The 25,323-nt window shown below is 32.6% G+C and carries 25 protein-coding genes; all 25 read right to left on the reverse strand.

Annotated features, from left to right (window positions below):
* Positions 1 to 350 precede the first annotated feature (350 nt).
* Positions 351 to 662, reverse strand: coding sequence for a thioredoxin (gene trxA / locus PTA89_RS05660; protein ID WP_003706622.1), 312 nt, complete (start codon positions 660 to 662; stop codon positions 351 to 353).
* A 71-nt stretch (positions 663 to 733) separates the two neighbouring features.
* Positions 734 to 3,094, reverse strand: coding sequence for an endonuclease MutS2 (locus tag PTA89_RS05665; RefSeq protein ID WP_004564384.1), 2,361 nt, complete (start codon positions 3,092 to 3,094; stop codon positions 734 to 736).
* A 16-nt stretch (positions 3,095 to 3,110) separates the two neighbouring features.
* A complete protein-coding gene (locus tag PTA89_RS05670) occupies positions 3,111 to 3,605 on the reverse strand; it encodes a CvpA family protein (protein ID WP_004564383.1) in 495 nt (164 codons plus the stop codon).
* A gap of 12 nt (positions 3,606 to 3,617) precedes the next feature.
* A complete protein-coding gene (locus PTA89_RS05675) occupies positions 3,618 to 3,851 on the reverse strand; it encodes a cell division protein ZapA (protein WP_003700529.1) in 234 nt (77 codons plus the stop codon).
* Positions 3,852 to 3,953: 102 nt separating this feature from the next.
* The gene (locus PTA89_RS05680) at positions 3,954 to 4,250 is read right to left on the reverse strand and encodes a DUF1292 domain-containing protein (protein WP_003706616.1); all 297 of its coding nucleotides are present in this window, start codon (positions 4,248 to 4,250) and stop codon (positions 3,954 to 3,956) included.
* Between the two features lie 11 nt (positions 4,251 to 4,261).
* Positions 4,262 to 4,705, reverse strand: coding sequence for a Holliday junction resolvase RuvX (gene ruvX / locus PTA89_RS05685; RefSeq protein WP_003703966.1), 444 nt, complete (start codon positions 4,703 to 4,705; stop codon positions 4,262 to 4,264).
* Complete coding sequence (locus tag PTA89_RS05690; protein WP_003703962.1) at positions 4,705 to 4,965, reverse strand: IreB family regulatory phosphoprotein; 261 nt, start codon at positions 4,963 to 4,965, stop codon at positions 4,705 to 4,707. Before PTA89_RS05690 ends, ruvX begins: the two co-directional genes overlap by 1 nt.
* Positions 4,966 to 5,132: 167 nt before the next feature.
* Positions 5,133 to 7,775: an alanine--tRNA ligase gene (gene alaS, locus PTA89_RS05695; RefSeq protein ID WP_003706614.1), complete on the reverse strand. Its 2,643-nt coding sequence runs from the start codon at positions 7,773 to 7,775 to the stop codon at positions 5,133 to 5,135.
* Positions 7,776 to 8,080: 305 nt separating this feature from the next.
* Positions 8,081 to 9,403 carry a DEAD/DEAH box helicase gene (locus PTA89_RS05700; RefSeq protein ID WP_003700537.1) on the reverse strand — a complete coding sequence of 441 codons (1,323 nt, stop codon included), beginning with the start codon at positions 9,401 to 9,403 and terminating at the stop codon, positions 8,081 to 8,083.
* Positions 9,404 to 9,425: 22 nt separating this feature from the next.
* Entirely contained in the window at positions 9,426 to 10,400 is a 975-nt protein-coding gene (locus PTA89_RS05705) for a DHH family phosphoesterase (RefSeq protein WP_324177051.1), read from the reverse strand.
* A 138-nt stretch (positions 10,401 to 10,538) separates the two neighbouring features.
* Positions 10,539 to 10,742: a hypothetical protein gene (locus tag PTA89_RS05710; RefSeq protein WP_003700540.1), complete on the reverse strand. Its 204-nt coding sequence runs from the start codon at positions 10,740 to 10,742 to the stop codon at positions 10,539 to 10,541.
* 280 nt (positions 10,743 to 11,022) lie between these two features.
* Positions 11,023 to 12,216, reverse strand: coding sequence for an acetate/propionate family kinase (locus tag PTA89_RS05715; RefSeq protein WP_003706610.1), 1,194 nt, complete (start codon positions 12,214 to 12,216; stop codon positions 11,023 to 11,025).
* Positions 12,217 to 12,400: 184 nt separating this feature from the next.
* Complete coding sequence (locus PTA89_RS05720) at positions 12,401 to 13,132, reverse strand: LutC/YkgG family protein (protein WP_324177052.1); 732 nt, start codon at positions 13,130 to 13,132, stop codon at positions 12,401 to 12,403.
* Complete coding sequence (locus tag PTA89_RS05725; protein ID WP_081538099.1) at positions 13,125 to 14,642, reverse strand: LutB/LldF family L-lactate oxidation iron-sulfur protein; 1,518 nt, start codon at positions 14,640 to 14,642, stop codon at positions 13,125 to 13,127. The genes PTA89_RS05720 and PTA89_RS05725 overlap by 8 nt, the downstream gene beginning before the upstream one ends.
* The gene (locus PTA89_RS05730) at positions 14,643 to 15,449 is read right to left on the reverse strand and encodes a (Fe-S)-binding protein (RefSeq protein WP_003700546.1); all 807 of its coding nucleotides are present in this window, start codon (positions 15,447 to 15,449) and stop codon (positions 14,643 to 14,645) included.
* 322 nt (positions 15,450 to 15,771) lie between these two features.
* Complete coding sequence (locus PTA89_RS05735; RefSeq protein ID WP_087250327.1) at positions 15,772 to 17,208, reverse strand: APC family permease; 1,437 nt, start codon at positions 17,206 to 17,208, stop codon at positions 15,772 to 15,774.
* A 187-nt stretch (positions 17,209 to 17,395) separates the two neighbouring features.
* The gene (locus PTA89_RS05740) at positions 17,396 to 17,836 is read right to left on the reverse strand and encodes a hypothetical protein (protein WP_003704690.1); all 441 of its coding nucleotides are present in this window, start codon (positions 17,834 to 17,836) and stop codon (positions 17,396 to 17,398) included.
* A 168-nt stretch (positions 17,837 to 18,004) separates the two neighbouring features.
* Positions 18,005 to 18,457: a universal stress protein gene (locus PTA89_RS05745; RefSeq protein WP_003700550.1), complete on the reverse strand. Its 453-nt coding sequence runs from the start codon at positions 18,455 to 18,457 to the stop codon at positions 18,005 to 18,007.
* A gap of 102 nt (positions 18,458 to 18,559) precedes the next feature.
* Complete coding sequence (locus PTA89_RS05750) at positions 18,560 to 18,856, reverse strand: hypothetical protein (RefSeq protein WP_003700552.1); 297 nt, start codon at positions 18,854 to 18,856, stop codon at positions 18,560 to 18,562.
* A 152-nt stretch (positions 18,857 to 19,008) separates the two neighbouring features.
* Entirely contained in the window at positions 19,009 to 19,389 is a 381-nt protein-coding gene (gene yajC, locus PTA89_RS05755; protein ID WP_003706602.1) for a preprotein translocase subunit YajC, read from the reverse strand.
* Between the two features lie 66 nt (positions 19,390 to 19,455).
* Positions 19,456 to 20,601, reverse strand: a complete 1,146-nt coding sequence (tgt, locus tag PTA89_RS05760; RefSeq protein ID WP_003706600.1) for a tRNA guanosine(34) transglycosylase Tgt — start codon at positions 20,599 to 20,601, stop codon at positions 19,456 to 19,458.
* 15 nt (positions 20,602 to 20,616) lie between these two features.
* Complete coding sequence (queA, locus tag PTA89_RS05765) at positions 20,617 to 21,660, reverse strand: tRNA preQ1(34) S-adenosylmethionine ribosyltransferase-isomerase QueA (protein WP_003706597.1); 1,044 nt, start codon at positions 21,658 to 21,660, stop codon at positions 20,617 to 20,619.
* Positions 21,661 to 21,665: 5 nt separating this feature from the next.
* Entirely contained in the window at positions 21,666 to 22,676 is a 1,011-nt protein-coding gene (gene ruvB, locus PTA89_RS05770) for a Holliday junction branch migration DNA helicase RuvB (RefSeq protein ID WP_003700559.1), read from the reverse strand.
* Positions 22,677 to 22,714: 38 nt separating this feature from the next.
* Complete coding sequence (ruvA, locus tag PTA89_RS05775) at positions 22,715 to 23,320, reverse strand: Holliday junction branch migration protein RuvA (protein WP_003700560.1); 606 nt, start codon at positions 23,318 to 23,320, stop codon at positions 22,715 to 22,717.
* A gap of 16 nt (positions 23,321 to 23,336) precedes the next feature.
* Positions 23,337 to 25,316 carry a DNA mismatch repair endonuclease MutL gene (gene mutL / locus PTA89_RS05780; RefSeq protein ID WP_324177053.1) on the reverse strand — a complete coding sequence of 660 codons (1,980 nt, stop codon included), beginning with the start codon at positions 25,314 to 25,316 and terminating at the stop codon, positions 23,337 to 23,339.
* Between the last annotated feature and the right edge of the window lie 7 nt (positions 25,317 to 25,323).

The raw sequence follows: 25,323 nt of genomic DNA on the forward strand, positions 1-25,323 counted from the left end.
ACTATAAGATTACACTAATTCCAATAATTTCACAAGTTAAATTAGTTAAAAAATAAATAATTTTATTTATATATAAATAAATTATTTTTTATAATGTACCTTTAATCATTTAGATGAATTCCATTTATTAATATTATTTCTGTTAATCATCTAAGTATATAATTAAATTATATCTAATATATATATTAAGATTATTTTTATAAAAATAACTTTCCTTGAATAAGTAGCACTAGGAAAATTCAAAATAAAAAATCGTTAAAGATTAGGTTACTCTAAATGCTAATCTTTAACGATCCTCAACTATAATTTTATTAAAAAGCCAAACTTTCTCATAATTCTCTTATAAATTATTAAATATATTCTTCCAATTTCTTTTGTAATTGTTCTTTTGTATGATAACCAACAATTGTATCTACAACTTGTCCATCTTTTTTTATGAGCATTGTTGGAATACTCATAATTCCAAACTTAGCTGCTGTTTCTTGATTTGCATCAACGTCTACTTTAGAGAAAAATACTTTATCTCCCATTTCTTCAGCTAATTGTTCAATAACAGGAGATTGCATACGACAAGGACCACACCATGTTGCCCAAAAGTCTGTAAATGTTACTCCATTATTTGTTTTTTCATCAAATGTTTGATCTGTTAATTCTGTAACCATTCAAATCACCTTCTACTTTCTTTTCGTAAGTAAATAATATCATATACAACATAAAAATCAAGTTTTTTGCCTTACTTGAAATATACCACAGTTGCTCCATTACCACCATTGTTAGGACTGGCAAACTCAAAATTCTTAACTGCTTTATTTTGCTTAAGATAATTTATAATACCTGTCCTCAACGCACCTGTACCTTTACCGTGAATAATAGTAACAGAGTTGTATCCTGCTAAAACAGCCGCATCAATGTACCTATCAACATTTACCATCGCATTTTCATAACGTTCACCACGAAGATCTAAAGTTGGTGAAACATGACTAGAACTAGATGATTTCAACACTGTTCCTGCTCTCTTAGGTTGAGTATCTTTAACCTTAATTTTTTCAAGATCACTTTCATCAATCTTCATCTTCAAAATACCCAATTGAACTTCCCAAGCATGGTTTCCTGCTTTACGTAACAGAACACCTCTTTGACCATAGGAATTAACCATAACATCGTCATTAGGGTGTAATTCTTGTTGTTTCTTAGCTTTACGTAACACTTTATTCTTTTTCAAATTAGTTTCTTGATGTAAAGCATTAACTCGACCTTGAACATCTATTAGATTTTTCTCTTCTATATTGGAAACAGCAGACATCTTCATTTTTCTAAGTTCAGAAATCAATTCATCAGATTTTTTCTTTGTTTCCTCAACAATTTGATTAGCCTTTTCCTTAGCTTGCTCTAACATATTTTCTTTTTGACGTTCAAATTGATGGAAATTAGCTTCTAAATCATGGTGCAATTCTTCAGCTTCACGCAAATATTTTCGATACGTAATCTCTTTTTCTTCTGCATCATGCCTTTTAGCAACTAAATCTGAAATCATCTCATTTAGATCTTGACTATCTTGTGAAGTAAGTTGTCTAGCAGCCATAACAATCATTTTATCTAATCCCAACCTTTGGGAAATATCAAAAGCATTACTACGACCTGGAATTCCAATTAATAAGCGATATGTTGGCTGTAATGTATTAACATCAAATTCCATACTTGCATTAATAGTATTAGGTCTTTCAAAACCATAAGCCTTAAGCTCTGGATAATGAGTTGTTGCAACTACATAACTTCCTTTAGCTCCCACGGCATCTAGAATACTGATAGCCAAAGCCGCTCCTTCTTGAGGATCTGTTCCTGCACCCAATTCATCAAATAATACTAATGATTTTTCATCTATATCCTTCAATATTTCTACAATATTAGTCATATGAGAAGAGAACGTACTCAAACTTTGCTCTATCGATTGTTCATCGCCAATATCAGCAAATATATTACCAAATATTCCAATTCTACTTTCTTCAAAAGCAGGTATATATAGACCAGATTGTCCCATCAACTGTACCAACCCTAATGTTTTTAAAGTGATTGTCTTACCACCTGTATTAGGTCCTGTTATTACAATTGCCTGATAATCCTTACCAATCATGATGTCATTTTTTACAGCTTTTTTCATATCTAGCAATGGATGCCAAACTTGTCTTAGATAAACATCATTTTCTTTTGATAAAATTGGTTCTGTTGCCTTAATACTATGTGCATACTTGGCCTTAGCATTAGTAAAGTCTAACATTCCCAAAATTTTAGCATTATTATTTAGTTCATGTGTATAAGGTGCTAACTCCTCAGACAATTCTTCCAAGATTCTATTTATTTCTTCACGTTCTGCAACCTGTTGCTGCCTTAAACGATTATTCAATTCAACAATCACTGCAGGTTCAACAAATAATGTTTGTCCTGAAGAACTTTGATCGTGTACAATACCGCCAAATTTACTACGATATTCTTGTTTAACTGGCAAAACATATCTTTCATTACGAATTGTAACCACTGCATTGCTCAAATATTTAGAATTGGTTCCTCTAGTATATGAATTTAAACGTTCACGTATAGTTTCCTCAGTTACTGAAATTTGTTGTCTAATACTCTTTAACAAAGTAGATGCATCGTCAGTTACATGTCCATCATTTTCAATTGAAACTAATAATTTTTTACTAATTTCTGGTAGACTTTCCAGTTTAGCTACATCATCAAATAATACTTCTAACTTGATTTTGTTATCTGCTAAATCTTTAAAAAAACGATTAACTTCATTTGTAGCTCTCAAAACTCGTCCAATAGCCGCTAATTCTTTACTATTGAGAGTCCCACCTATATCTAATCTTTTCAAAAAACTCTTAATGGAAATAAGATTTGGAACAGGTATACCACCCTTAATTCGTAGAATGTCAGCCCCATCTTTAGTCTGTGACAGTGAATTAGCAATTTCATCATAATCAGATGATGGTTCCAACTTATCAATCAATCTCTTTCCCATTGAAGTTGTAGTAAAAGCATATAAATTTTGCTTAACTTTATCATATTCTAAAGTTTTTAATACCTTTTTATTCATAATACACCTCTTTTAACTACATACTTACTATTCGATTCATAACATTAGGAGTATTGTCTAAAATATAGACTGCTACTCTTGATTCTTCTACAGTTTGCTTGACTTTCTGGCTAGGCCAATTAGATAGTAATATTAATCCGAAAAAGATTACAACATACATCATAATAGTGGTTAAAATTCCACCCAATAATGCATTAAATTGTGAAATTACAGGTAATTTTGTAAAGCCCCTAGAAACATTCGCTAAAATTCTAACAATAATTCCACCTATAATTCCAATAATCCAAAATGAAAGAATTTTATAAAAGGTCGTCGCCAATAATCCAGATCCATCATTAATATTACTAAATAAATCCGCAATTATATTGCCAAGTGGCGATGCTAAAAATAAAGATAAGATAAATACAATGATGTAACCTAGCAAACTGACAAGTGATCCCAAAAGACCCCTTCTTATACCATATCTAAATGCACATATCAACAAAATTATAATTATTAATGATATTATCATCTTTGCACCGTATTATTTTTCCGTATATTTGTCTAATTCTTCTTGTAGCTCTAATTGCTCAGAAAATGCATTAATTGCTAATAAAGTCATTGCTTTTTCATCACTTATATCTGGGATTTGTTCTTTAATTTTCTCCAATTTTTCATTAGCAAGTTGAACAACTGCATTCATTCTTTCCTGACTACCCTCACCGATGATAATATATTCTTTACCACCAATTTCTATTTTAAATCTTTTTTTTCCCAAAATTACACTCAGCTCTCTAAATTAATTTTAAATAAAAACAAAGCCGACGTACACATATCAGCTTGTTAGCTATCCGTTTGTGTAACCGACTTTGCACCAGCATTATCTCATATTTTCATCGTTCAAGAAAGTATCTAGGACACCTTCTACCATTTCCCATTCTTCATCACTTTCAATATCAAACAATTCATAATCCTGGCTATCATCATTTTCATCTGGATTGAATGCGAATGCCAACACATCTACTTGTTCTTCAGGTTCAGAACCTGCTGGAATCAATAAAATATATGATTTGTCATAGTCATCTGAATGGAAATTGAACAATTCTTGGTATAAAGTTTCATTTCCTTGTTCGTCAACTAATGTAATTAAGTTTTCATCTTGATTCTGTTTTGCCATTGTCATACTCCTTAGTTAAGTTCTTTTAATAATTTTCCTTTAGCGTCTAGATAATTTTGTAGAATTAAACTAGCAGCCAATTTATCAATAACTTTTTTACGCTTTTTTCTTGAAGCATCAGCTTGTTCAACCAACATTCTTTCTGCTTCAACGGTTGTTAGACGTTCATCAATAAAATCTATTGGTAAATTGAATTTTTCTTTTAGCAGTTCACCATATGCTTTAGCAGCTTCTACTCTTGGACCAGAAGTATTATTCATATTTTTAGGCAATCCTAATACAAATCCTACAACTTCATTTTCTTTAACCAATTCAGCTATTCTATCTAGCCCAAATTCTTGCTCATCTTCATTAATTTGAACAATTTCTACACCTTGTGCAGTCCAACCTAGCATATCACTAACAGCTACACCAACAGTTCTAGATCCTACATCTAACCCCATTAATCTGCCCACTATTTTTCCCCCTTATCTAAGTAAGCTCGTACTAACTCTTCGATAATTTCATCGCGTTCATGTTTTCTGATTAAATTACGAGCATCATTCAAACGAGGAATATATGCAGGGTCTCCTGACAATAAATAACCAACTATTTGATTAATAGGATTATAGCCCTTTTCTTCCAAAGAATTATAAACCGTTTCTAAAGTCTGATGAACATCCTTTTTTTCATTTTGTCCAAAGTCAAAATACATTGTTTTATCTAATGCACTCATCGAGAACACCTCCATACACTACATTACTCTAATATCTATTGTACTAAAATGGATCACAACAAACAATTAAAAAAACTGTATTAGAAAAAATATTACTTAAAATTAATACAATAATAAAAAATGATATTGCTAAGAACTGTCATTCCTATCAATATCACTCTTTAATCTTATTTATTCAACCAATCTTCAGCAGCTTTCAATGCTTCTTGAATGCCTTCTGGTTTCTTACCACCAGCTTGTGCCAAGTCAGGACGGCCACCACCGCCACCGCCTACTTTAGGTGCGATTGCTTTAATTAAATCTCCGGCTTTATAACCTTCCTTAACTGCATCGCTACTAATAGCTGTAATTAAGTTAACCTTACCATCTGCTGTTGCAGTAGCAAGTACAAGTACATCTGAAAGTTGCTTTTCTTTCCATTGATCTGCAAGTTGTCTTAATTGACTCATGCCTGAAACGTTAACCTGACCAGCAATCAAAGTCTTGCCGTTGATTTCTTTAACATTCTTAAAGATATCTCCTGCTTGTTGACTTGCAAACTTATCTTCCAAAGCTTGTTTTTGTTGTTCAAGTAATTTGACTTGTTCTTGTAATTGTTCAATCTTACGTGGAACTTCTTTAATTTGTACTATCTTCAATTCATCAGCACTTTGACGTAATAATTGATTTCTTTCTTCTAAGAATTCAAATGCTTCTTCTGAAGTAACAGCTTCAATACGTCTTACTCCAGCACCAACACCCGATTCAGAAACAATCTTGAATAAACCAATTTCATTAGTATTAGCAACATGAGTACCACCACAGAATTCCATGGAGTAATCGCCAACTTTAACAACACGAACTGTGTCACCATACTTATCGCCAAACAAGGCAATAGCACCCATTTTTTCAGCTGATTCCTTGTCTGTAACAACTGTTTCAACTTGAATATTTTCCCAAATCTTAGCATTCACGATATCTTCAATCTTCTTCAAATCTTCTGCTGTTACAGATCCTAGATTTGTGAAGTCAAAACGTAAATATGTTGGTTCAACTAATGATCCTGCTTGATGAGTATGTGAACCTAAAACATCTCTCAATGCTTGGTCTAATAAGTGAGTTGCAGTATGATTCTTCTTCACTTTATTATGGAAAGCAACATCTACTTCTAGAGAATATGTATTTTCTCTAGTCATTTCCTTAAGTGCGTGAATTGTATGCATATTTTGTCCATTTGGAGCATGTTGTACATCTTCAACTTCAGCAACAACTTCGCCAGCTTGGTTCTTGATAACACCCTTGTCAGCTACTTGTCCACCCATTTCAGCATAGAATGGTGTTTTATCAAAGATAACTTGTGCTCTAGAATCAGCTGGAACTGTATCAACTAATTCATTGTCAATGATGATATCTTTTAATACACCATTAGCTTTCAATTCATGGTAACCTACATATTCACTTGGAGTTGTAATATCAGTTAATAAGCCATTTTGAACACCCATAGACTTAGCATCTGAACGAGCTGCTCTTGCACGTGCCTTTTGTTGTTCCATTTCTTCATTGAAACCTTCTTCATCAACATCAAGGCCTTCATCATTAGCATATTCTTTTGTCAATTCTAATGGGAATCCATATGTGTCATATAACTTAAATACAGGTTTTCCTGGTAATTCTTTACCACCATTTTCTTTAGTTTCAGCAATTAAGCTATCTAATAATTGCATACCATCTTTCAAAGTATCGTTGAATCTATCTTCTTCCATCTTAATAACTTTTTCGATAAATTCAGCTTGTTCTAATACTTCTGGATATGCAGATTCCATAATTTTTCCAACAACTGGAACCAACTTATAAAGGAATGCTTCATCAATTCCAAGCTTTTGACCATGCATAACTGCACGTCTGATAAGACGACGAATAACATATCCTCGACCTTCATTTGAAGGCAAAGCACCGTCACCAATAGCAAATGTAACTGCACGTGCATGATCTGCAATAACTTTAAAGGAAACATCTGCTTCTGCATTTTCACCATACTTCTTACCTGCACTTAATTCAGCAGTTTTTTCAATAATTGGTAAGAATAAGTCTGTTTCAAAGTTTGTTCGTGCATGTTGGAATACGGATACCACACGTTCTAATCCCATACCCGTATCAATGTTTTTATGTGGCAATGGTTCATATGTTCCATCTGGTTTATGATTAAATTCAGAAAATACAATATTCCAGATTTCCAAATAACGTTCATTTTCTCCACCAGGATAACTTTCAGGATCATCTTCTGGCAAATTATTCATTTCTTGACCACGATCAAAGAATATTTCTGAGTCCGGACCAGATGGACCTTCACCAATATCCCAGAAGTTATCTTCAGCTTCATAAATGTGGCTAGGATCTACCCCTACTTCTTCCCAATACTTCTTAGCATCTTTATCTTCAGGATAAACTGTGATGTACAATTTTTCCTTATCCATATCGAACCATTCAGGACTTGTTAGTAATTCCCATGCCCATGTAATAGCTTCTTTCTTGAAGTAATCACCAACAGAAAAGTTTCCTAACATTTCAAATAAAGTATGGTGACGAGCTGTATGACCTACATTTTCAATATCATTAGTTCTAATAGACTTTTGTGAACTAGTGATACGATGGTTCTTTGGAACAACTGAACCGTCAAAATATTTTTTCATTGTAGCAACACCGGAGTTAATCCACAATAAAGTTGGATCATCGTGTGGAATAAGTGGTGCACTCTTCATTACATCGTGTCCCTTACTCTTGAAAAAGTCTAAATACATTTGACGTATTTGAGCACTTGATAATTCTTTCATTTTTAAATTCCTTTCTGTTTTAAAGCCCAAAAACAATAAAACATCGTTGCTAGTAAGGACGCAATTACTACGCGGTACCACCTTACTTGCAACGATGTCATCGTTAACCACTTCATTAATAATATTCTTTTGTTATAAACATTTAGGTAGCACTGTCTAAGCCAACCTATAAGTCCTTCCAGCACCGAACTCTCTCTGTAATAGAGGTACTTAGCAGTATGTCCTAATTCAAGTCAAAGTATATGCGATAAACCGCTAGATGTCAATAGAAAAGTATTTTTTCATACTATATAAACATATACTTTTTACTTCATTTTTCTTGCTTGACGACGTGCAATTCGACGCTTTTGTTGTTCATCACGTTTTATTGCTCGCTTAATTTTCTTTTTATAACCAGGTTTACGTTTTTTCTTTTCTTTCTTCACAAATCCACGTAATTTAGGATCCATTGATTCTTTACGTGTTTGGCGCTTTTCACGACGATTACGATCATATGAATCAACTATTTCACCATTTTTAACTGCTTTTGGTACAAAATGAACTCCCATACTTTCAAGTTCATCAATTAATTTTTCTTCACTTGGTTCATAAAGTGTGATTGCTGTACCTTTCATTCCATTACGTCCAGTTCTACCTACACGATGAACAAAGAATTCTAAATCTTCAGGGATGTCGTCATTGATAACATGTGAAACACCTTCAATATCAATTCCACGAGCCGCTAAATCTGTAGCTACCACAAATTGATAATCAAGATTTTGAATTTCACGCATAATTCGCTTACGTTGACGAGGTTGAATACCACCATGAACTTTAGCTACTTTCAACCCTTGAGAACGAAGATAATTTGTTAACTCATCAGCTCGTTCTTTAGTATTTGCAAATACTAATGCTAAATAAGGTTCACCCATTGTTAGCAAGTCATAAATAAGCTTATTTCTGTCTCTACCTTTAGTTGAAACTAACCAATTATCAATTGTTGGACTAATTACATGTTTGTTAGCAACAACTTCAATAACTGGATTGTACATATATTTTCTTAAAAACGGACGTAATTTTTCTGGAATAGTAGCTGAAAAGACTAGCATTTGTAAGTCTTTAGGTAACGTCGATGCTATTGCATCTGTTTCTTTTAAAAATCCTAAATCCAATGTCATATCTGCTTCATCCACTACTAAATAGTGAGCATTATGGATATCAAGTGCATTTTCTCTCACTAAATCCAATATACGTCCTGGTGTTCCAATTACTAATTGTGGTTGATGAGATTTCAGCTTTTCAATTTGTCTTTGCTTATCTGTTCCACCAACATAGTTTTGAATCCAAATATTTTCAGGAGAAAACTTTGCTAGTTGCTTTGCTGCTTCATAAATTTGGTATGCTAATTCCCTACTTGGTGTTGTGATCACTGCCTGAACTTCATCTTTTTGTGCATTAAGATTTTGAAAGATAGGTAATAAGAACGTATGAGTTTTACCACTACCAGTTTGTGATTGTCCTACCACGCTCTTGCCCTTTAAAATAGTCGGAATTAAACGAGCTTGAACTTCAGTAGGTTCTTTAAAATTAATTTCGTCTAATGCTTGATAAATATACTCTTTAAAATTAAATTCTCTAAAATTTGCCATTAAATTTCTTCACCTCGATTGATTACCAGTCTGTCATGTCATGTTCTTCAGCAAATTTCTTTGCTAATCCGTCTAATTTTTCAATATAAGCTGGAATTTCGTTAGCATCATCTATTCTTGCACCACTTGCTAATGGATGACCGCCACCTTGATATTCTTTAGCTAATTCGTTGATCACAGGACCCTTTGAGCGTACTCGTAAACGATATGTACCATCTTTTTGTTGTACAAATACTGTCCAACAAATTGTAGTATTAATTTTACCTAGAAGTGGTACTACCGCAGATGTTCCTGCATCGCCCAAATCAAATTCTTCAATCTTATCATGATTTAATATGATGTAAGCCGCATTATTCTTAGTAATTTTCATATTTTCATATACATACGCAGATAAACGAGCTACGGGTAAAGTTATACTATCTAAACGACGATTTATCTTGCTAGTATCAATACCAATTCTCATTAGAGAAGCTACTACTTCCATTGTATGTGCAGTTGTTGCGTCATACATAAACCTTCCAGTATCACTGGAAATACCAGCATATAGTTTTTCAGCAACTTCAGCAGTCAATTCTAATTTTCCTTCTGAAGCTAGAATTAAATCATGGATAATTTCTGAGCAACTTGAAGCATTGGTATTAACTAAGCTTAAGTCACCATATTGGTCATCATTAGGATGATGGTCAATCTTAATCAAAAAATCACCTTTATTATATCTATCATCATCCACTCTTGGTGTATTAGCTGTATCAGTAACAATTACTAAAGCATTCTTGTAAGTTTCATCTGGTAAATCTTCATTTTCAACTGTAATCCAATTTAATCCAGGAATGTTTTTTCCTACTTGATATACCTTCTTTGCGGGAAAGCTTTGCATAATAGCTGTTGCCAATCCACCTTGTGATCCATAAGCATCTGGATCTGGATGTTGGTGGCGATGAATAATAATCGTATCATACTCTTCTATTTTTTGGATTATTTCTTTTTCTACTGTCATTTTAAGACTCCTCGTATTTCACTATTCTACCTTACTAAGTATACCGATTATTTACTATAATTACAAAATTATTCAATTTAAAAATCCTTGCATCAACAGCATCAGTACTGTCAAATACAAGGATACTAACTTTCAATATTAATCCTCAGCAGCTTGAATTGCATCTAAAATTATGCCTAATTGCTCTTTTTCTGCTTCTGCTTCTTTATGTTTTTTCTCATATTCCTCGAGTAAGTGTCGGCCTCGTGCCGAATTATTTATCTTTTCACAAACATCTTTTAACTCGCTTGCCTTTTTCTCAGCTTCTTCATACTCATGTTGTATGTCGAGTTTATTGCCCATGATAAAGTCCTCCTAAAATCTAATTGACCTAAATAAAATATCATGTTTCAATCAAAAAGTGAACCTTTTTATTTTACTTTTTGGTTACAAAATTTTAAATACATCATCCATTTTAATATGTTCAATATATAACTTGCACCAGATATTCTATTAATCACCTCGATTATATTAGCTATCTTCCCTATAATATTATTATAACAATTTTTTGAAATCGAATACATTAAATTAAAACAAAAGAACTAAAGATATTCTCATATCATCTTTAGTTCTTTCTCTATATTTATTTTACTTCTTTTTCTAATTTTTGAACATCTCTTGCAATCATTAATTCTTCATTGGTTGGAATTCTTAGTACTTTAATAGTGGAATCTTCGCCTGAAATTACTCCTGCTGAACCATGCTTACTATTTTCTTCTTCATTAATTGTAATTCCCAAATATGCTAAACGTTCCATGACTAACTTTCTAATTGGTGTTGAGTTTTCCCCGATACCAGCAGTAAATACAATCGTATCAACGCCACCCATTTCAGCTATATATGAACCGATATATTTAACAACATTTTTTACAAAAATATCAACTGCTAGCTGAGCTCTCTCATTATCATCTGCTGCCGCTAAAACATCACGCATATCTGATGAAACTCCTGAAATACCAATTAAACCAGCTTTATGATTTAAAATATCTATCATTTCAGAACTATTAATTTGTAGTTTTTCCATCATGAAAGAAACTAATGATGCATCAATATCACCTGCACGTGTAGCCATTGTAATTCCTGCTAATGGCGTGAATCCCATTGAAGTATCAAAAGACTTTCCATTCATTGTTGCACAAATTGATGCACCTGCTCCCAAATGGCAAGTTATGATTTTTAAATCTTCAAATGGTTTGTTTAATAATTTAGCAGCTTCATGAGCTACATAGCGATGACTTGTACCATGTGCCCCATACTTTCTTACATGATATTTTTCATACCATTCATATGGGATAGAATACATGTAATTTGTTTTAGGCATTGTTTGATGATATGCAGTATCAAATACAGCTACAGATACTGCATTTGGCAATAATTCCTTAAATACTCTAATACCAACTAATTCTGCAGGATTATGCAAAGGCGCATATTCAGCCAATTCATCAATTTTATTCATAACATCTTCATCAACAATTACAGATTTATCAAAGTATTCACCACCAGCAACTACACGATGTCCAACCCCTGTAATTTCATTAAAATCATTAATTAATTTTAATTCTTTGAATAAGCTCAACAAAACATGTACAGCTTGATTATGATCTTTCAATTCTCTTTGCTCATCATATTTTTTACCATCATATTTAATAGTAACACGAGAATTATCAATTCCAATACGGTCAAAAAGCCCTTTAGCTAGGACTTTCTCATCAGGCATTGCAAATAATTTAAATTTTAAACTTGAGCTTCCAGAATTTATTGAAAGAATTTTTTCCATACCAACACGACCTTATCTTATTATTTAACCGTTTACATTATATACTATAACAGATAAATATATTTATTTCATTTTAAATTTTTTATACAAATTAATAAAATTTAATTAAAAGTCTATATTTTGTACAACGCTTTATCAAATAAAAAAAGCAGAAGACTTCGTAAATCTTCTGCTTCTAACGATCTTACATATCCTCTACTACTAAGTAAGTACAATCTAACGGTCCATGAATCCCTACAACTAATTCCATTTCAATATCACCAGAATTAGAAGGTCCTGAAATAAAGTTAATCGCTGAGGTTTCTAATTCTTTACTACCTAGTCGTTTTTCATAGTTTTCTACAGCTACTCTAGTAGATGGAACTAAACCACTTTTAGGAACTAATGCTAAATAGTGCGTTGGTAAGAAGTTAAACCCTCTTCCTTGTTCTGGACTAACAGTAACAGTAATAGTTCCTGTATTAGCGATTAAATAATCAGCAAACCCTATTGCAATATCAGCATCATTTGCCAAATTTTCGTTTTCCATCCTACTCAAATCATTTGTCCAATAATCAATCTTTTTAGCTCCAGAATTATTTAACCATTCTTTTAAATGGAAATTCTCCCATTTTTCATCGCCAAAACTAGGTAACATTAATTTCTTAGCTTCAATCTTTTCAATATATTCTTTTAAAAATTTAGCTAATTCATCTTTCTTCTTAATAATTACTTTAGCATTAACAGATTCTGAGTTTTCTTTAGCTATTTCTAGTAACTCATCATTACTCTTGTTTATTAATACTTTATCAGGTAAATCATTTAAAGGCTTAAATTCTTTTACTTGATGGCGAGGACGTCCAGCTTTTTTAGAAATCCTATTTAAAAAGGCTTCTCTATTTTCTTTGCTATTTGCTTTATCTAATAATTTACTCATCACCCTTTTCCCCCTTTTGTCTAATACTTACTACTGACTCAACTGGTTGATGATTCTTATACCAATTTCTGAAGCTATCTTTACTCTTAGGGGGAACTGGAATATCACGGATATCAGACCATCCTTTAACCAATTTAGGTGCAATTTTCGGTAACTTCTTAATCTTGCCATTTTCATAAATTGTTCCATCAACATCTTGATCATTTTTTGCTTTTCCAAACATGCCTAAGCCAGCATGCTCCATTTTTAATGCTGATTGGAATAAGAATGGAGAACCTGTTCCCATACCAATTACTTTCATAATTAAATTAGTCATACTATGATCCATATGCTTTTTGTCCATCTCTACAATTCGATGTTTCCTAATCAAATTATGTAGCGGAATTTTAACTGGACAAGTTTCTGTACATGCAGCACACAAAGAACAAGCATATGGCAAATCTTCAAATTCTTCATAACCACCTAAAATAGGCGATAAAACTTTACCTAATGGTCCAGGATAGATAGATCCATATCCTTTACCGCCAATATGACGATATACTGGACAAACATTCATGCAAGCACCACAACGAATACATTGCAAAATTGGTTCAAATTCAGTCCCTAATGCATCTGAACGTCCATTATCTAAAACAACTACCCAAAAATCTTCAGGTCCATCAACTTCACCTTCGACTTTTTTACCAGAGAAAGTACAATATGTTGTTAATTTTTGTCCTACAGCTGAACGAGCAAGCATGTTATCTAAAACTTCAGCTTCTTTCATAGATGGAACAATTCTTTCCATCCCCATTACTACAACTTGAGTTTTAGGTAAAGCCATTGTTAAATCAGCATTTCCTTCGTTTGTATCTAAATTAATGATACCTTTATCAGCTACGGCAAAATTACATCCAGTTATTCCAAAATCAGCTTTCATAAAGTAGTCGCGCAAGTATCCTCTAACAAAACGAGCTTCATGTTGAGGGTCATTGTCTCCAGTATAGCCCAATTTCTTAAACTCTTCTTGAACTTGATCACGGTTTTTATGTAAAGTTGGAAAAACAATATGTGTAGGTTCATCCCAGTTATCTTCTTGCAAAATAAATTCTGCTAGGTCACTTTCTAAAAGATTAACCCCATCTATATCTAATAAAGTCTTGTCTAAGTCAATTTCAGTAGTAACCATCGACTTGGATTTAACCACATTTTTTGCTTTTTTCTCAATTACTAATTCTTTAATAAAATTACGTGCTTCTTCCTCGGTTTGAGCAAAAAATACATGTCCACCTTGTTTTTCAACATTTTGCGAAAATTCTTCTAAATAATCAGGAAGATATTTTAAAACATGCTGTCTAATTTGTTCAGCCAAATCACGCCATTCATTCCAGTTTCCCATTTCACGTCTTGCTTTTGTTCGTTTAATAAATTGAGCGTCTTGGGCCTTAGCGACGGCAGCTTGCATAAAATGATCGCTTTTTGCATCTTCAATTCTTTCTAAATATGGCTTATCGCTAGTTGAAATTCCCATTTAAAACACCCCTTCTCCATTAGCTGGTACAACAACATGATCTGTATCCTTAATATATTTAATTCTATTTATATCAACATTATGGTTTAATACTTCAGCAATATGCATCGCTTTTATCTTATATCCTAAACGATTCATTCTACCTACAATATTCATCAAGCAAGATTCTTCTGTTCCAATTAGGATCTCAGCATCTGTATCAACAATATTCTTAACTTTTTCATCAACCATTTCTACTGAAAGTTCTGGTCTTTTAGCTGAGAAAGTACCACCAAATCCACAACATAACTGTACATTCTTTAAAGGAACTCTTTCAATATCTTTTACATGATCCAATAATACAAATGGAGCTGTTCTTTCGCCTATCAAACGCGTCATATGGCATGAACGATGGACAGTTACTTTAGCATCTAATTCCGCACCACAATCTACGACTTTTAAAACTCGGTAAATAAATTGTGTAAATTCATAAATTTTGCTATCTATTTCTGCGGCTTTAGGACCATACTCAGGATCATCTTTAAAAATATCCTTATATTCTTTAATCATAAAAACACAAGAACCCGAAGGACCAACAATGTAATCAGCATCAATACTTAGTAACGCATCAATTTCATTTTTAAACGTTTTCATACTATCTTTAGAATAGCCACTATTATATGTTGGTTGCCCACAACAAATTTGTTTTTCAGGTAATACAGTTTCACAACCCAAACGTTCTAAAACTTCTACCATCGCCATCCCTACTTTAGGAAAAAGTAAATCAACTAGACAAGTAGAAAAAATACAAACTTTTATTTTTTTCATAACACCTGACTTCTAGATTGAAGTCAGCCACCTCCTTTTAGAACGATTCTAACTTAAATTCGCTTTCATTATAACTCTTTATTTCACAAGTGTCATTAGAAAAAAAGTACATAATTTATAGTTTTTTTCAAAAAAATTACTCTCAATAAATAAATTTCAATAGTTGCTTTTTACAAATAACTTCTATAATCGCTGTCAAATCAGCTATATTTAAATTAAAGCACAAAAAAATAGATATAGATAAAATTTATTTAAATTAATAAATTATATATCTATATCTAAAATTTAATGTTTTATAAAGTTCAATCTTTAACAATCTATATTACTTAAGATTCTTTTGTAAATTAGAATGATGCATTCCATAAACTATGTATACTACTACACCAATAATAAACCAATATAATGAATACTCTTTAGCTTCGATATCCAATCCTAAGAACACAATTAAAGCACCAATAAATGCTAATGCTGGTAAAACTGGATATAGTGGCATCTTAAATCCTGGAACTGGTAAATCTTTACCTTCACGAGGTCTTAATGCATAAATACCCAAAGAAACAAACATGAACGCAATCAATGTTCCGGCAGAAATTAATTGTGATAACACTTGGAATGGGAAGAAAGCACCTAATATTACAACAATAACTGTTAGAACAAAAAGTGCATGATTAGGCAAGTTGTTTTCATTTAAAACACCTAACCATTTAGAAAGCAAGCCATCACGTCCGAATGAATAAAGTAAACGAGAACCCGCCATCATCATTCCAATCAAAGCTGTAAACATTCCGAAAACTGCAATTGCTTGTACTACTGAAGCAATAACACCATGACCAGCTTTACGTAACGCCCAACCAACAGGCTCAGCATTTCCAGCATAACTAGAGTATTTAAACATTCCTACTAATACTAAAGCAACAGCCACAAATAAAACAACTGCAATTAACAATGAACCTAAAATCCCTCTCGGCATGGTCTTAGATGGATTCTTAGCTTCAGCAGCATTTGCAGCTATTGAATCAAATCCGATATAAGATAGGAAAATAGATGAAACACCTGCATATATTCCTTGCCAACCACCAAAATGAGTACCATCAGCATTTAAACGATGTTCTGGAATGAATGGAACATAATTACTTGCTTTAACTGCAGTAGCACCAACTATAATAAATAGAATAATAGCAAATACTTTCAAAATAACTAAAGCATTTTCTACTCTAGCAGCTTCTGATACACCTCTAGATAATAGAAATGCAACTAAAAGAATTACAACTAATGACATTAAGTCAACAATACCACCATTGGTTCCAAAAGGATTAGATAAAGAAGCTGGTAAGTTGAAACCTATTGGTGCCAACAAACCTCTAATATTAGCACTAAATCCAGAACCAACGAATGCTACAGCAATAAAATATTCAGCTAATAATGCCCAACCAGCAATCCAACCGAAAAATTCACCAAAAACGACACTTATCCATGAAAATGCTGAACCAGCAAAAGGCATGGCAGAGGACATTTCTGCATAAGCGAATGCTACCAAGCCAGCAACAACCGCAGCAACCAAGAATGAAATAGCAACAGCAGGGCCTGCATAATTAGCTGCTACAACACCAGGTAGAGTAAAGATTGAAGTCGAAACAATCGTACCGACCCCTAATGCTAAGAAATCCTTTACGGTTAACACTTGAATTAAATGTGCATCTTTCTTTTGATAAACACTAGGGTCTTCTTTAGCAAACAATCTTTTAAAAAAATTCGCCATATCTTTTTCCTCCTACTTTTAATAATGTTAGAATTATAACAAAAGTATGAGAAAAGGTCAATCTAAATAATAATTTTTTCATATTCTATTTTGATAAATACATTTTAAGTAGTTAGTCATATTAAAAAAAACGCCATCTTATCAAGAAAGCGTTTCATTAATAAAGTATTAAAATCTACAGGTAATTTTAAAATTCAAAATCATTTTTAAATAACATATAATATAAAAATATAATTGGAGCCCCTACTAATAATATCGTATATTTTACAAATCCATATACCAATACTATCAAGTAGTGAGTACTGCTTTCACGAAAAGCATTATCTCTATCCTCAGCAGTCTCCAACCAATCTTTTTCTTCTCTACGATTACTACGACGACGATATTTAATTTCATCTTCATTTTCTTCACTATCGTCTATCTCATCTACATATTTCATTTTTTTCAATTTGTCATTTCTATATTTTAAAAATATATATGGGAAGAATAAGAAAAAGTTACTTACCAAAAAATACTCTGTTAAATATTTCCATGAATCAGTATTCATTATAACTGCTATTGCCATTAAGACAATAAAGGGAGCTAGTACTCGCAATAACGCTACCCCATATAACTTTAAAGTTTTCATACTTTCATCAATTCCCCTTCAAAATTTGATTAAAAAGCCAATAGGTTATTTCTCAACTTTTAGGTAACATAATATATATAATAGAATATTTCAAATAATGTCAAGGAAAGCATAAAAAAATATTAGTTTTTTCGCCAAAAACTAATATTCTTTACCATTATTTAAAAATTATCGAGCAATGATAACGTCACATTGAGCAGCTCGTGTTACATAATCTGTAACTGCTCCTACTAATACACGCTCAACTGGATTCAATCCTGTAGGTCCCATAACTATCAAATCTGTTTGATGATCAGCTGGGAATTCTCTAGCAATAACCGTTCTTGGTGAGCCAAAGCGTGCATGAACCTCAACATCTTCTAAGCCTTGTTCTTTAGTCTTTTCTAATAGTTCATTCAAGTACTTATCAACATCCTCAAATGTTTGATAAACAACATCGCCATTAGCATCGACCATTCCACCAAAACTTACAGAAAATTGCTTTAAATCAATAACATTTAAGATATCTAAATGTGCGTTATTTCTTTTGGCGATTTCAGTTGCAGTTTGTAATGCCTTTTCTGCTGCTTCAGAACCATCCACTGGGGTCAAAATTCTTTTGTAGTGTTGAACTTGATTCATAATCGCTCACTCCCTTGCATCTATATATAGATTTCTCTATATATACATTATATCATTAAATGCAAGCGTTGTCGTCACATAATTACACTATCCACAATTAATTCAAAAATCTTTCAAACTAGCATGATTTAGATAGTTTCGCGAACAATTTCTAATTCTTACTAACTTATCTATTAAATCATGATCTTCAACTGCATATGTATTAATTTTTTCTAACATCTCATTATATTCTTTAATCCCTACTTCATTCCTAGCTTCCGCTTTTCCAACCCTAATTAGAGTATTTAAAATTAACTCTCCCCTATTTTCATCCCCTGACATTACAAATTCAATTCCTCTTTGTGCCTCATATAGATAAGTTCTTGCTCGATTATAACAATAATTAGTTTTATCTTTCATTTCAGTTCCTCCTCTCTTTTATGTACACGCTTACAATCTAAACTTTACTTCAAAAACAACCTTATTTCAAGATCAAATCTTTCTTTAACTAAAAAACCTTAACCTGTTAGAAAAGTAATTTTTCAACAAGTTAAGGTTTAAAATACTTTATATTATTTTTCTTCTGTACTTTCTACATCTTCGCTTTTTTCTTCAGTACTGTTATCTTCTTCAGTTGTTGTTTCCTTATTTTCATCAACAACGGCTTTTTCTTCTGTCTTAACAGTTGTAGCAGGTGAAAGAACTCTACCAATTGCATTGATATCAAAAACTAAATAAACACCGTCACAATCTAAAGTAACTGTTTTATCTTCAGTATTGATGGAGTCAATCACACCATGTAAGCGACCAATTGTAACAACTTCGTCGCCCTTCTTTAAATTATTCATCATTTCTTGATGTTGTTGTTGTTGCTTACGTTGTGGACGAATCATAAAGAAATACATCATCACAAACAACAATACAAACATAAAAATTGTATAAGTTGAACCCATTTATATTCACTCCTAAAAATTGTCTATATCTACTGTATCAAAAATATTAACAGTTTACTAGCAAATTTAGAAATTTCTCTTACTTTCATTATATCCATATTCTTCAAAGAAATGTTCTCTAAATTCTAATAAATTGTCATTCATAATAGCTTCTCTAACTTGCTTCATTAAATTAATTAAGAAATACAAGTTATGGTAGCTTGTTAAGCGTAATCCAAATGTTTCATCTGCTTTTAATAAATGACGGACATAAGCTCTAGTGAAGTTACGACATGTGTAGCAGTTGCAATTATCATCTATCGGAGTAAAGTCACGTGCATACTTAGCATTTTTCACAACTAGACGTCCATGTGATGTCATACATGTACCGTTACGAGCAATTCTGGTTGGTAATACGCAGTCAAACATATCAACTCCACGAATTACCCCGTCAATTAAGGCATCAGGTGAACCAACACCCATTAAATAACGTGGTTTATTTTCTGGCAATAATGGTGTTGTAAATTCTAGAACATTATTCATTTCTGCTTTTGATTCACCAACTGATAATCCACCAATTGAATAGCCTGGAAAATCTAATGATACTAAATCTCTTGCACTTTGTTGACGTAAATCTTTATGTCCCCCACCTTGAACAATTCCAAACAATCCTTGGCGGTCAGGATACTTATGAGCCTTCAAACCACGTTCAGCCCAACGACTTGTACGCTCAACAGATTTCTTTATATAATCGTAGCTTTCAAAGAAAGGTGGACATTCATCAAAACTCATGATGATATCTGCACCTAAAGCATTTTCGATATTAATAGCTTTCTCTGGTGATAGGAAGAGTTTTTGTCCATTTAAATGATTGCGGAAATATACCCCTTCTTCTTTAATGTTTCTCAAATCAGCTAAAGAAAATACTTGGAAACCACCTGAATCAGTTAAAATACCTTTGTCCCAATTCATAAATTTATGTAAGCCACCAGCTTCTTCAACTAAATCTTCACCTGGTCTCAACCATAAATGATATGTGTTAGATAAAATAATGTTAGCACCCATTGCATCTAATTCTTCTGGTGCAATTGATTTTACTGAAGCTTGTGTCCCTACAGGCATAAACATTGGCGTTGGAAAAGTTCCATGAGGAGTCATAATTTCTCCTAATCTAGCCCCTGTATGCTTTTCTTTTTTTATCAAACGATATTTAATTGCTGGTTCTGCTGCCATATAATCCCCCTAATACTATTTAATAAACATTGCATCGCCAAAACTAAAGAAACGATATTTTTCTTCAACAGCATGCTTATAAGCATTCAAAATGTTTTCTCTTCCAGTAAATGAAGCAACTAACATTACTAAAGTGGACTTAGGTAAATGGAAGTTAGTAATGAAAGCTTGTACTACTTTCCATTCATAACCTGGCTTGATAAAGATATCTGTCCAACCACTGTCCGCTTTAATTTCACCATCATATTTAGTACCAATAGTTTCAAGAGTTCTAATGCTTGTTGTACCCGTTGCAACAATACGTCCACCATTTTTTCTAACTTCGTTTAAAGTTGCAGCTGCTTCTTCAGTTAAACGATAGAATTCACTATGCATCTTGTGATCTTCAATATTTTTTTCACTAACTGGACGGAATGTTCCTAGTCCTACGTGTAAAGTCAAGTAAACTAGTTTTACACCTTTTTCTTCAATTTTGTGTAGCAATTCTTTAGTAAAGTGTAATCCAGCAGTTGGAGCAGCTGCAGATCCTACTTCACGTGAATAAACTGTTTGATACATTTCTGGATTTTCTAATTTTTCCTTGATATAAGGTGGTAATGGCATTTCTCCTAATTTATCTAGAATTTCCATGAAGATTCCATCATATTCAAATTTAATTAAACGACCACCATGTTCCAATTCTTTAGTAACTGTTGCTTTTAAAGCTCCATCACCAAAGGAAATCTTTGTACCAACTTTAGCACGACGCGCAGGTTTAACTAAAGTTTCCCATTCATCACCATGTGTATTATTTAGTAATAAAACTTCCACATGACCACCAGTTTCCGGTTTTACACCATATATTCTTGCTGGCATAACACGAGAATCGTTCATAACCAATGCGTCACCAGGATTTAATTGATCAATTACATTATAAAAATAATCATCTTGATATTCACCAGTCTTACTATCTAGAATCAACATTCTTGATTGATCTCTTTCTTCAAGCGGTGTTTGTGCAATCAAACTTTCTGGTAAATCATAATCAAAATCTTCTGTTGTTAAATGTTTCTCTGACATCTCTCTTAACCTTCTTTATTATATTTTATTCCCAAATGTTCATAAGCAGCTAATGTTACAATTCTACCTCTTGGAGTTCGTTTAATAAATCCTATTTGCATTAAATATGGTTCAATCATATCAGCAATAGTATCACTTTCTTCACCGATATTAGCAGCAATAGTATTTAGACCCACTGGACCTCCATCATACAATTCAATCATTGCTTTTAGTAGTTTTCTATCAGTTCTATCTAAGCCTACTTTATCAACCCGCAACAAATCTAACGCAAATTGTACAATTTCCGTATCAATCTTGTCTTTATGCTTAACTTCAGCAAAGTCTCGGACTCGCTTTAAAAGACGATTAGCAACACGTGGAGTTCCACGAGAACGACGTGCTATTTCATGAGCACCCTCATCATCAATTCCTGTACTTAAAATTTGGGCAGACCTTTTAATGATTTGTGATAAGTCAACTTCATTATAATACTCCATATGACCGACAATTCCAAATCTAGCTCTTAATGGCGCAGATAAAAGTCCAGCCCTAGTGGTAGCTCCTACTAAAGTAAAGGGTGGTAGAGGAAAATGTACAGGATGTGCAGTTGGACCTTGACCAACAATAATATCAATAAAATAATCTTCCATTGCTGAATACAAGATTTCCTCTACATTTTTTGGCAAACGATGAATTTCATCAATAAATAAAACATCGCCTGGTTCTAATTCATTCAGTAAAGCTACTAAATCTCCAGGTTTTTCAATCGCTGGACCAGTAGTAGTTTTTATTTTAACGCCCATTTCATTAGCAATTACTGTTGCTAAAGTTGTTTTCCCTAAACCAGGAGGGCCGTATAGTAAAACATGATCTAATGATTCTTCTCTTTGCTTTGCAGCTTGGATATAAACACTAATTTCATCTTTCAATAATTTTTGACCAATATATTGATCGAAAGTTTGAGGACGTAAGGATTGTTCATTTAAATCTTCACCTTCAAAACTATCACCAGAAACTATTCTCTCTTCATCATACATTGAAAAAACTCCTCCTTTCCTCTAAATTATTAGAATTATTAACTCATTAATAAACGTAAACCTTGTCGTAGATAATCATCTGTTGACTTACCGTCATATTTTTCAAGTTTCTTACTAATTCTTTTAACTTCTGTTTTAGTATATCCTAAAGCACGTAATGCTTCCAAACTTTCTTTCAAATATGGTGAAGAAGCATTTAAATCTAAATCTAGGTTATCTTGTCCGGTTAACATATCGCTATCAACATCTGATAACTTACCTTTCAAATCCAAAATAATTTGTTTAGCAGTCTTTTTACCGATACCTGGAAACTTCGTCAAATATCCATCATCATCGCTGTTAATTGCATTAATCAAACCACGATTATCATCATTAGCCAGAATTGCCAATGCACTCTTAGGTCCGATTCCAGATACATCTAAAAGTTTTAAAAATAATTGTTTCTCTGAACTATTTTTAAACCCATATAAGCTTATATCATTATCTCTAACTGCTTGATAAACAAAAACTTTTTGTTCTGCATGCTCATCTTCTTCATATTTGAAAGGATTAGCAACATAAACTTGATATCCTACTCCATTTACATCAACTACAATATAGTACGGTGTTACTTCGGTTATTACACCTCTTAAATATTCATACATCTGTAATTCCTCACTACTAATCTTCTTCTAAAATTCCGGTATGATGAGGGTCTTGAATTCGTTTAAACATGTGCTCCAGATCTTTATTGGAAAGTTTCACCAATACTGGACGACCATGTGGACAGTTAAAAGGATTTTCACAAGTCTTTAACTGTTCTAAAATCGATTTAGCTTGCTTATCATCTAGATGATGATTTGCTTTAATCGATCTTTTACAACTCATCATAATTGCGGTTTTTTCTCTAAATTTAGCAATACTTAATTTCCTATCTTTTAAGAAATAGTCTATCATTTCACGAATAATTGACTCTTCTTGCCCTTCTTTAAACCAAGTAGGATGTTGTCTAATAATATAAGTATTTTGTCCAAAATCTTCTAAATATATACCTAGTTCTTTCAATTTATCCACATTTTCATTAATAATCAATGAATCGGTTGTTGGATACGTTAAAACAATTGGTACTAACAAATTTTGTTGAGTTGGAGATACTTTTCCTATCTCTTCACGATAATACTCATATTTTACACGCTCTTGTGCAGCATGTTGATCTACAATATATAATCCCTCTTCGCCTTCAGCAAATAAGAAAGTTCCATGCATCTGGCCAATGTAGCGTAAAGTTGGAAATCTCGGTGCATCTTTTCTTTCGTCATCCACTGATCCACTTTCTTCTGCTATAGATGTAACTTCCGTTTTTTTATTCCGAGATTGATATTTTTCATCCCACTCTTTTACTCTATCAGATTTTAAATCTTGTTTATCTTTAATAATTATCGGACTAAGCTCTACTTTAGTTTCTTCCTTTATTTTTTCATTAGTTTGAGTTTGACTCTCATCTTTAGTCAGTTTTTCTCCAACTAATGCTGCTGTCACTTCTGGTGTTATTCCTGTTCGATGCTGTTTAGTTTGATATTGTTTAGAGGCTTCATTTAGTCCTACTTTTAATTGCTCAAAGTCTAATTTTTCCTTAGTTTTACTTTTAATATTTTGCAACCCATCAGGAATTAGATTTTCTTGACCAATTCTTTCAAAAATAGTCTTCTTAATAAATGTAACTAATTCATCTTCCTTACTAATTTTTATTTCTTGCTTTGTAGGATGAACATTAACATCTACTAGAGTAGGATCTAATTCTATTGACAAGACCGTTATCGGATAACGACCCGTCATTAATTTTGAACCATACCCTTCAATTACTGCTTTAGTAAGTTGAAAGTTCTTAACATAACGTCCATTTACCAACAAACTGATATAATTTCTTGACGCTCTTGTTAATTTAGGTAAAGAAGTATATCCACTTATTTTAAAATCTAGATTAGCCTCCTCAAACTTTACCATTTGACGAGCATTTTGAACTCCATAAATTGCACCTATTGTTTGCTGCAAGTTTCCATTCCCTGCAGATTGCAATAATTGACGTCCATTATTTGTTAACGAAAGTGCTACGTCAGTATGACTCAAAGCTAATCTATTTACAATATCACTAATATACGACAATTCTGTTTGAACAGATTTTAAATACTTTAATCTTGCAGGTGTATTATAAAATAAATCTGAAACCGTAATAGTAGTACCTTCACGACTTGCGCTTAGTGTTTTTTCAAGTACTTCTCCACCCTTGATATGAATTTTAGTTCCTGCTTGACTAGATACAGCTGTTTCCATCACTACATCTGAAACAGAGGCAATACTTGGTAAAGCTTCTCCTCTAAAACCTAATGTATGAACTTTAAACAAGTCTTTTCTATCGATAATCTTACTTGTTGCATGACGTTTAAAGGCTGTTTCAACATCTTCAGCCTCAATTCCATTTCCATCATCAATAATCTGAATTGATTTTAATCCGGCATCTTCAATAATTATATCAATCTGCTTTGCCCCAGCATCAATAGAATTTTCAACTAGCTCTTTTACAACAGATGCCGGCCTTTCAACTACTTCTCCGGCTGCAATTTGATTAGCCAAAATTTCTGAAAGTTCGTGAATTTTAGCCATAACCTAT

Source organism: Ligilactobacillus salivarius (assembly GCF_035231985.1).
Lineage (GTDB): Bacteria > Bacillota > Bacilli > Lactobacillales > Lactobacillaceae > Ligilactobacillus > Ligilactobacillus salivarius.

Coding starts and splice junctions, on each gene's coding strand:
- trxA (WP_003706622.1), bottom strand. CDS start 662: ATGGTTACAGAATTAACAGATCAAACATTTGATGAAAAAACAAATAAT.
- PTA89_RS05665 (WP_004564384.1), bottom strand. CDS start 3,094: ATGAATAAAAAGGTATTAAAAACTTTAGAATATGATAAAGTTAAGCAA.
- PTA89_RS05670 (WP_004564383.1), bottom strand. CDS start 3,605: ATGATAATATCATTAATAATTATAATTTTGTTGATATGTGCATTTAGA.
- PTA89_RS05680 (WP_003706616.1), bottom strand. CDS start 4,250: ATGGCAAAACAGAATCAAGATGAAAACTTAATTACATTAGTTGACGAA.
- PTA89_RS05690 (WP_003703962.1), bottom strand. CDS start 4,965: ATGAGTGCATTAGATAAAACAATGTATTTTGACTTTGGACAAAATGAA.
- alaS (WP_003706614.1), bottom strand. CDS start 7,775: ATGAAAGAATTATCAAGTGCTCAAATACGTCAAATGTATTTAGACTTT.
- PTA89_RS05700 (WP_003700537.1), bottom strand. CDS start 9,403: ATGGCAAATTTTAGAGAATTTAATTTTAAAGAGTATATTTATCAAGCA.
- PTA89_RS05705 (WP_324177051.1), bottom strand. CDS start 10,400: ATGACAGTAGAAAAAGAAATAATCCAAAAAATAGAAGAGTATGATACG.
- PTA89_RS05710 (WP_003700540.1), bottom strand. CDS start 10,742: ATGGGCAATAAACTCGACATACAACATGAGTATGAAGAAGCTGAGAAA.
- PTA89_RS05715 (WP_003706610.1), bottom strand. CDS start 12,216: ATGGAAAAAATTCTTTCAATAAATTCTGGAAGCTCAAGTTTAAAATTT.
- PTA89_RS05720 (WP_324177052.1), bottom strand. CDS start 13,132: ATGAGTAAATTATTAGATAAAGCAAATAGCAAAGAAAATAGAGAAGCC.
- PTA89_RS05725 (WP_081538099.1), bottom strand. CDS start 14,642: ATGGGAATTTCAACTAGCGATAAGCCATATTTAGAAAGAATTGAAGAT.
- PTA89_RS05730 (WP_003700546.1), bottom strand. CDS start 15,449: ATGAAAAAAATAAAAGTTTGTATTTTTTCTACTTGTCTAGTTGATTTA.
- PTA89_RS05735 (WP_087250327.1), bottom strand. CDS start 17,208: ATGGCGAATTTTTTTAAAAGATTGTTTGCTAAAGAAGACCCTAGTGTT.
- PTA89_RS05740 (WP_003704690.1), bottom strand. CDS start 17,836: ATGAAAACTTTAAAGTTATATGGGGTAGCGTTATTGCGAGTACTAGCT.
- PTA89_RS05745 (WP_003700550.1), bottom strand. CDS start 18,457: ATGAATCAAGTTCAACACTACAAAAGAATTTTGACCCCAGTGGATGGT.
- PTA89_RS05750 (WP_003700552.1), bottom strand. CDS start 18,856: ATGAAAGATAAAACTAATTATTGTTATAATCGAGCAAGAACTTATCTA.
- yajC (WP_003706602.1), bottom strand. CDS start 19,389: ATGGGTTCAACTTATACAATTTTTATGTTTGTATTGTTGTTTGTGATG.
- tgt (WP_003706600.1), bottom strand. CDS start 20,601: ATGGCAGCAGAACCAGCAATTAAATATCGTTTGATAAAAAAAGAAAAG.
- queA (WP_003706597.1), bottom strand. CDS start 21,660: ATGTCAGAGAAACATTTAACAACAGAAGATTTTGATTATGATTTACCA.
- ruvB (WP_003700559.1), bottom strand. CDS start 22,676: ATGTATGATGAAGAGAGAATAGTTTCTGGTGATAGTTTTGAAGGTGAA.
- ruvA (WP_003700560.1), bottom strand. CDS start 23,320: ATGTATGAATATTTAAGAGGTGTAATAACCGAAGTAACACCGTACTAT.
- mutL (WP_324177053.1), bottom strand. CDS start 25,316: ATGGCTAAAATTCACGAACTTTCAGAAATTTTGGCTAATCAAATTGCA.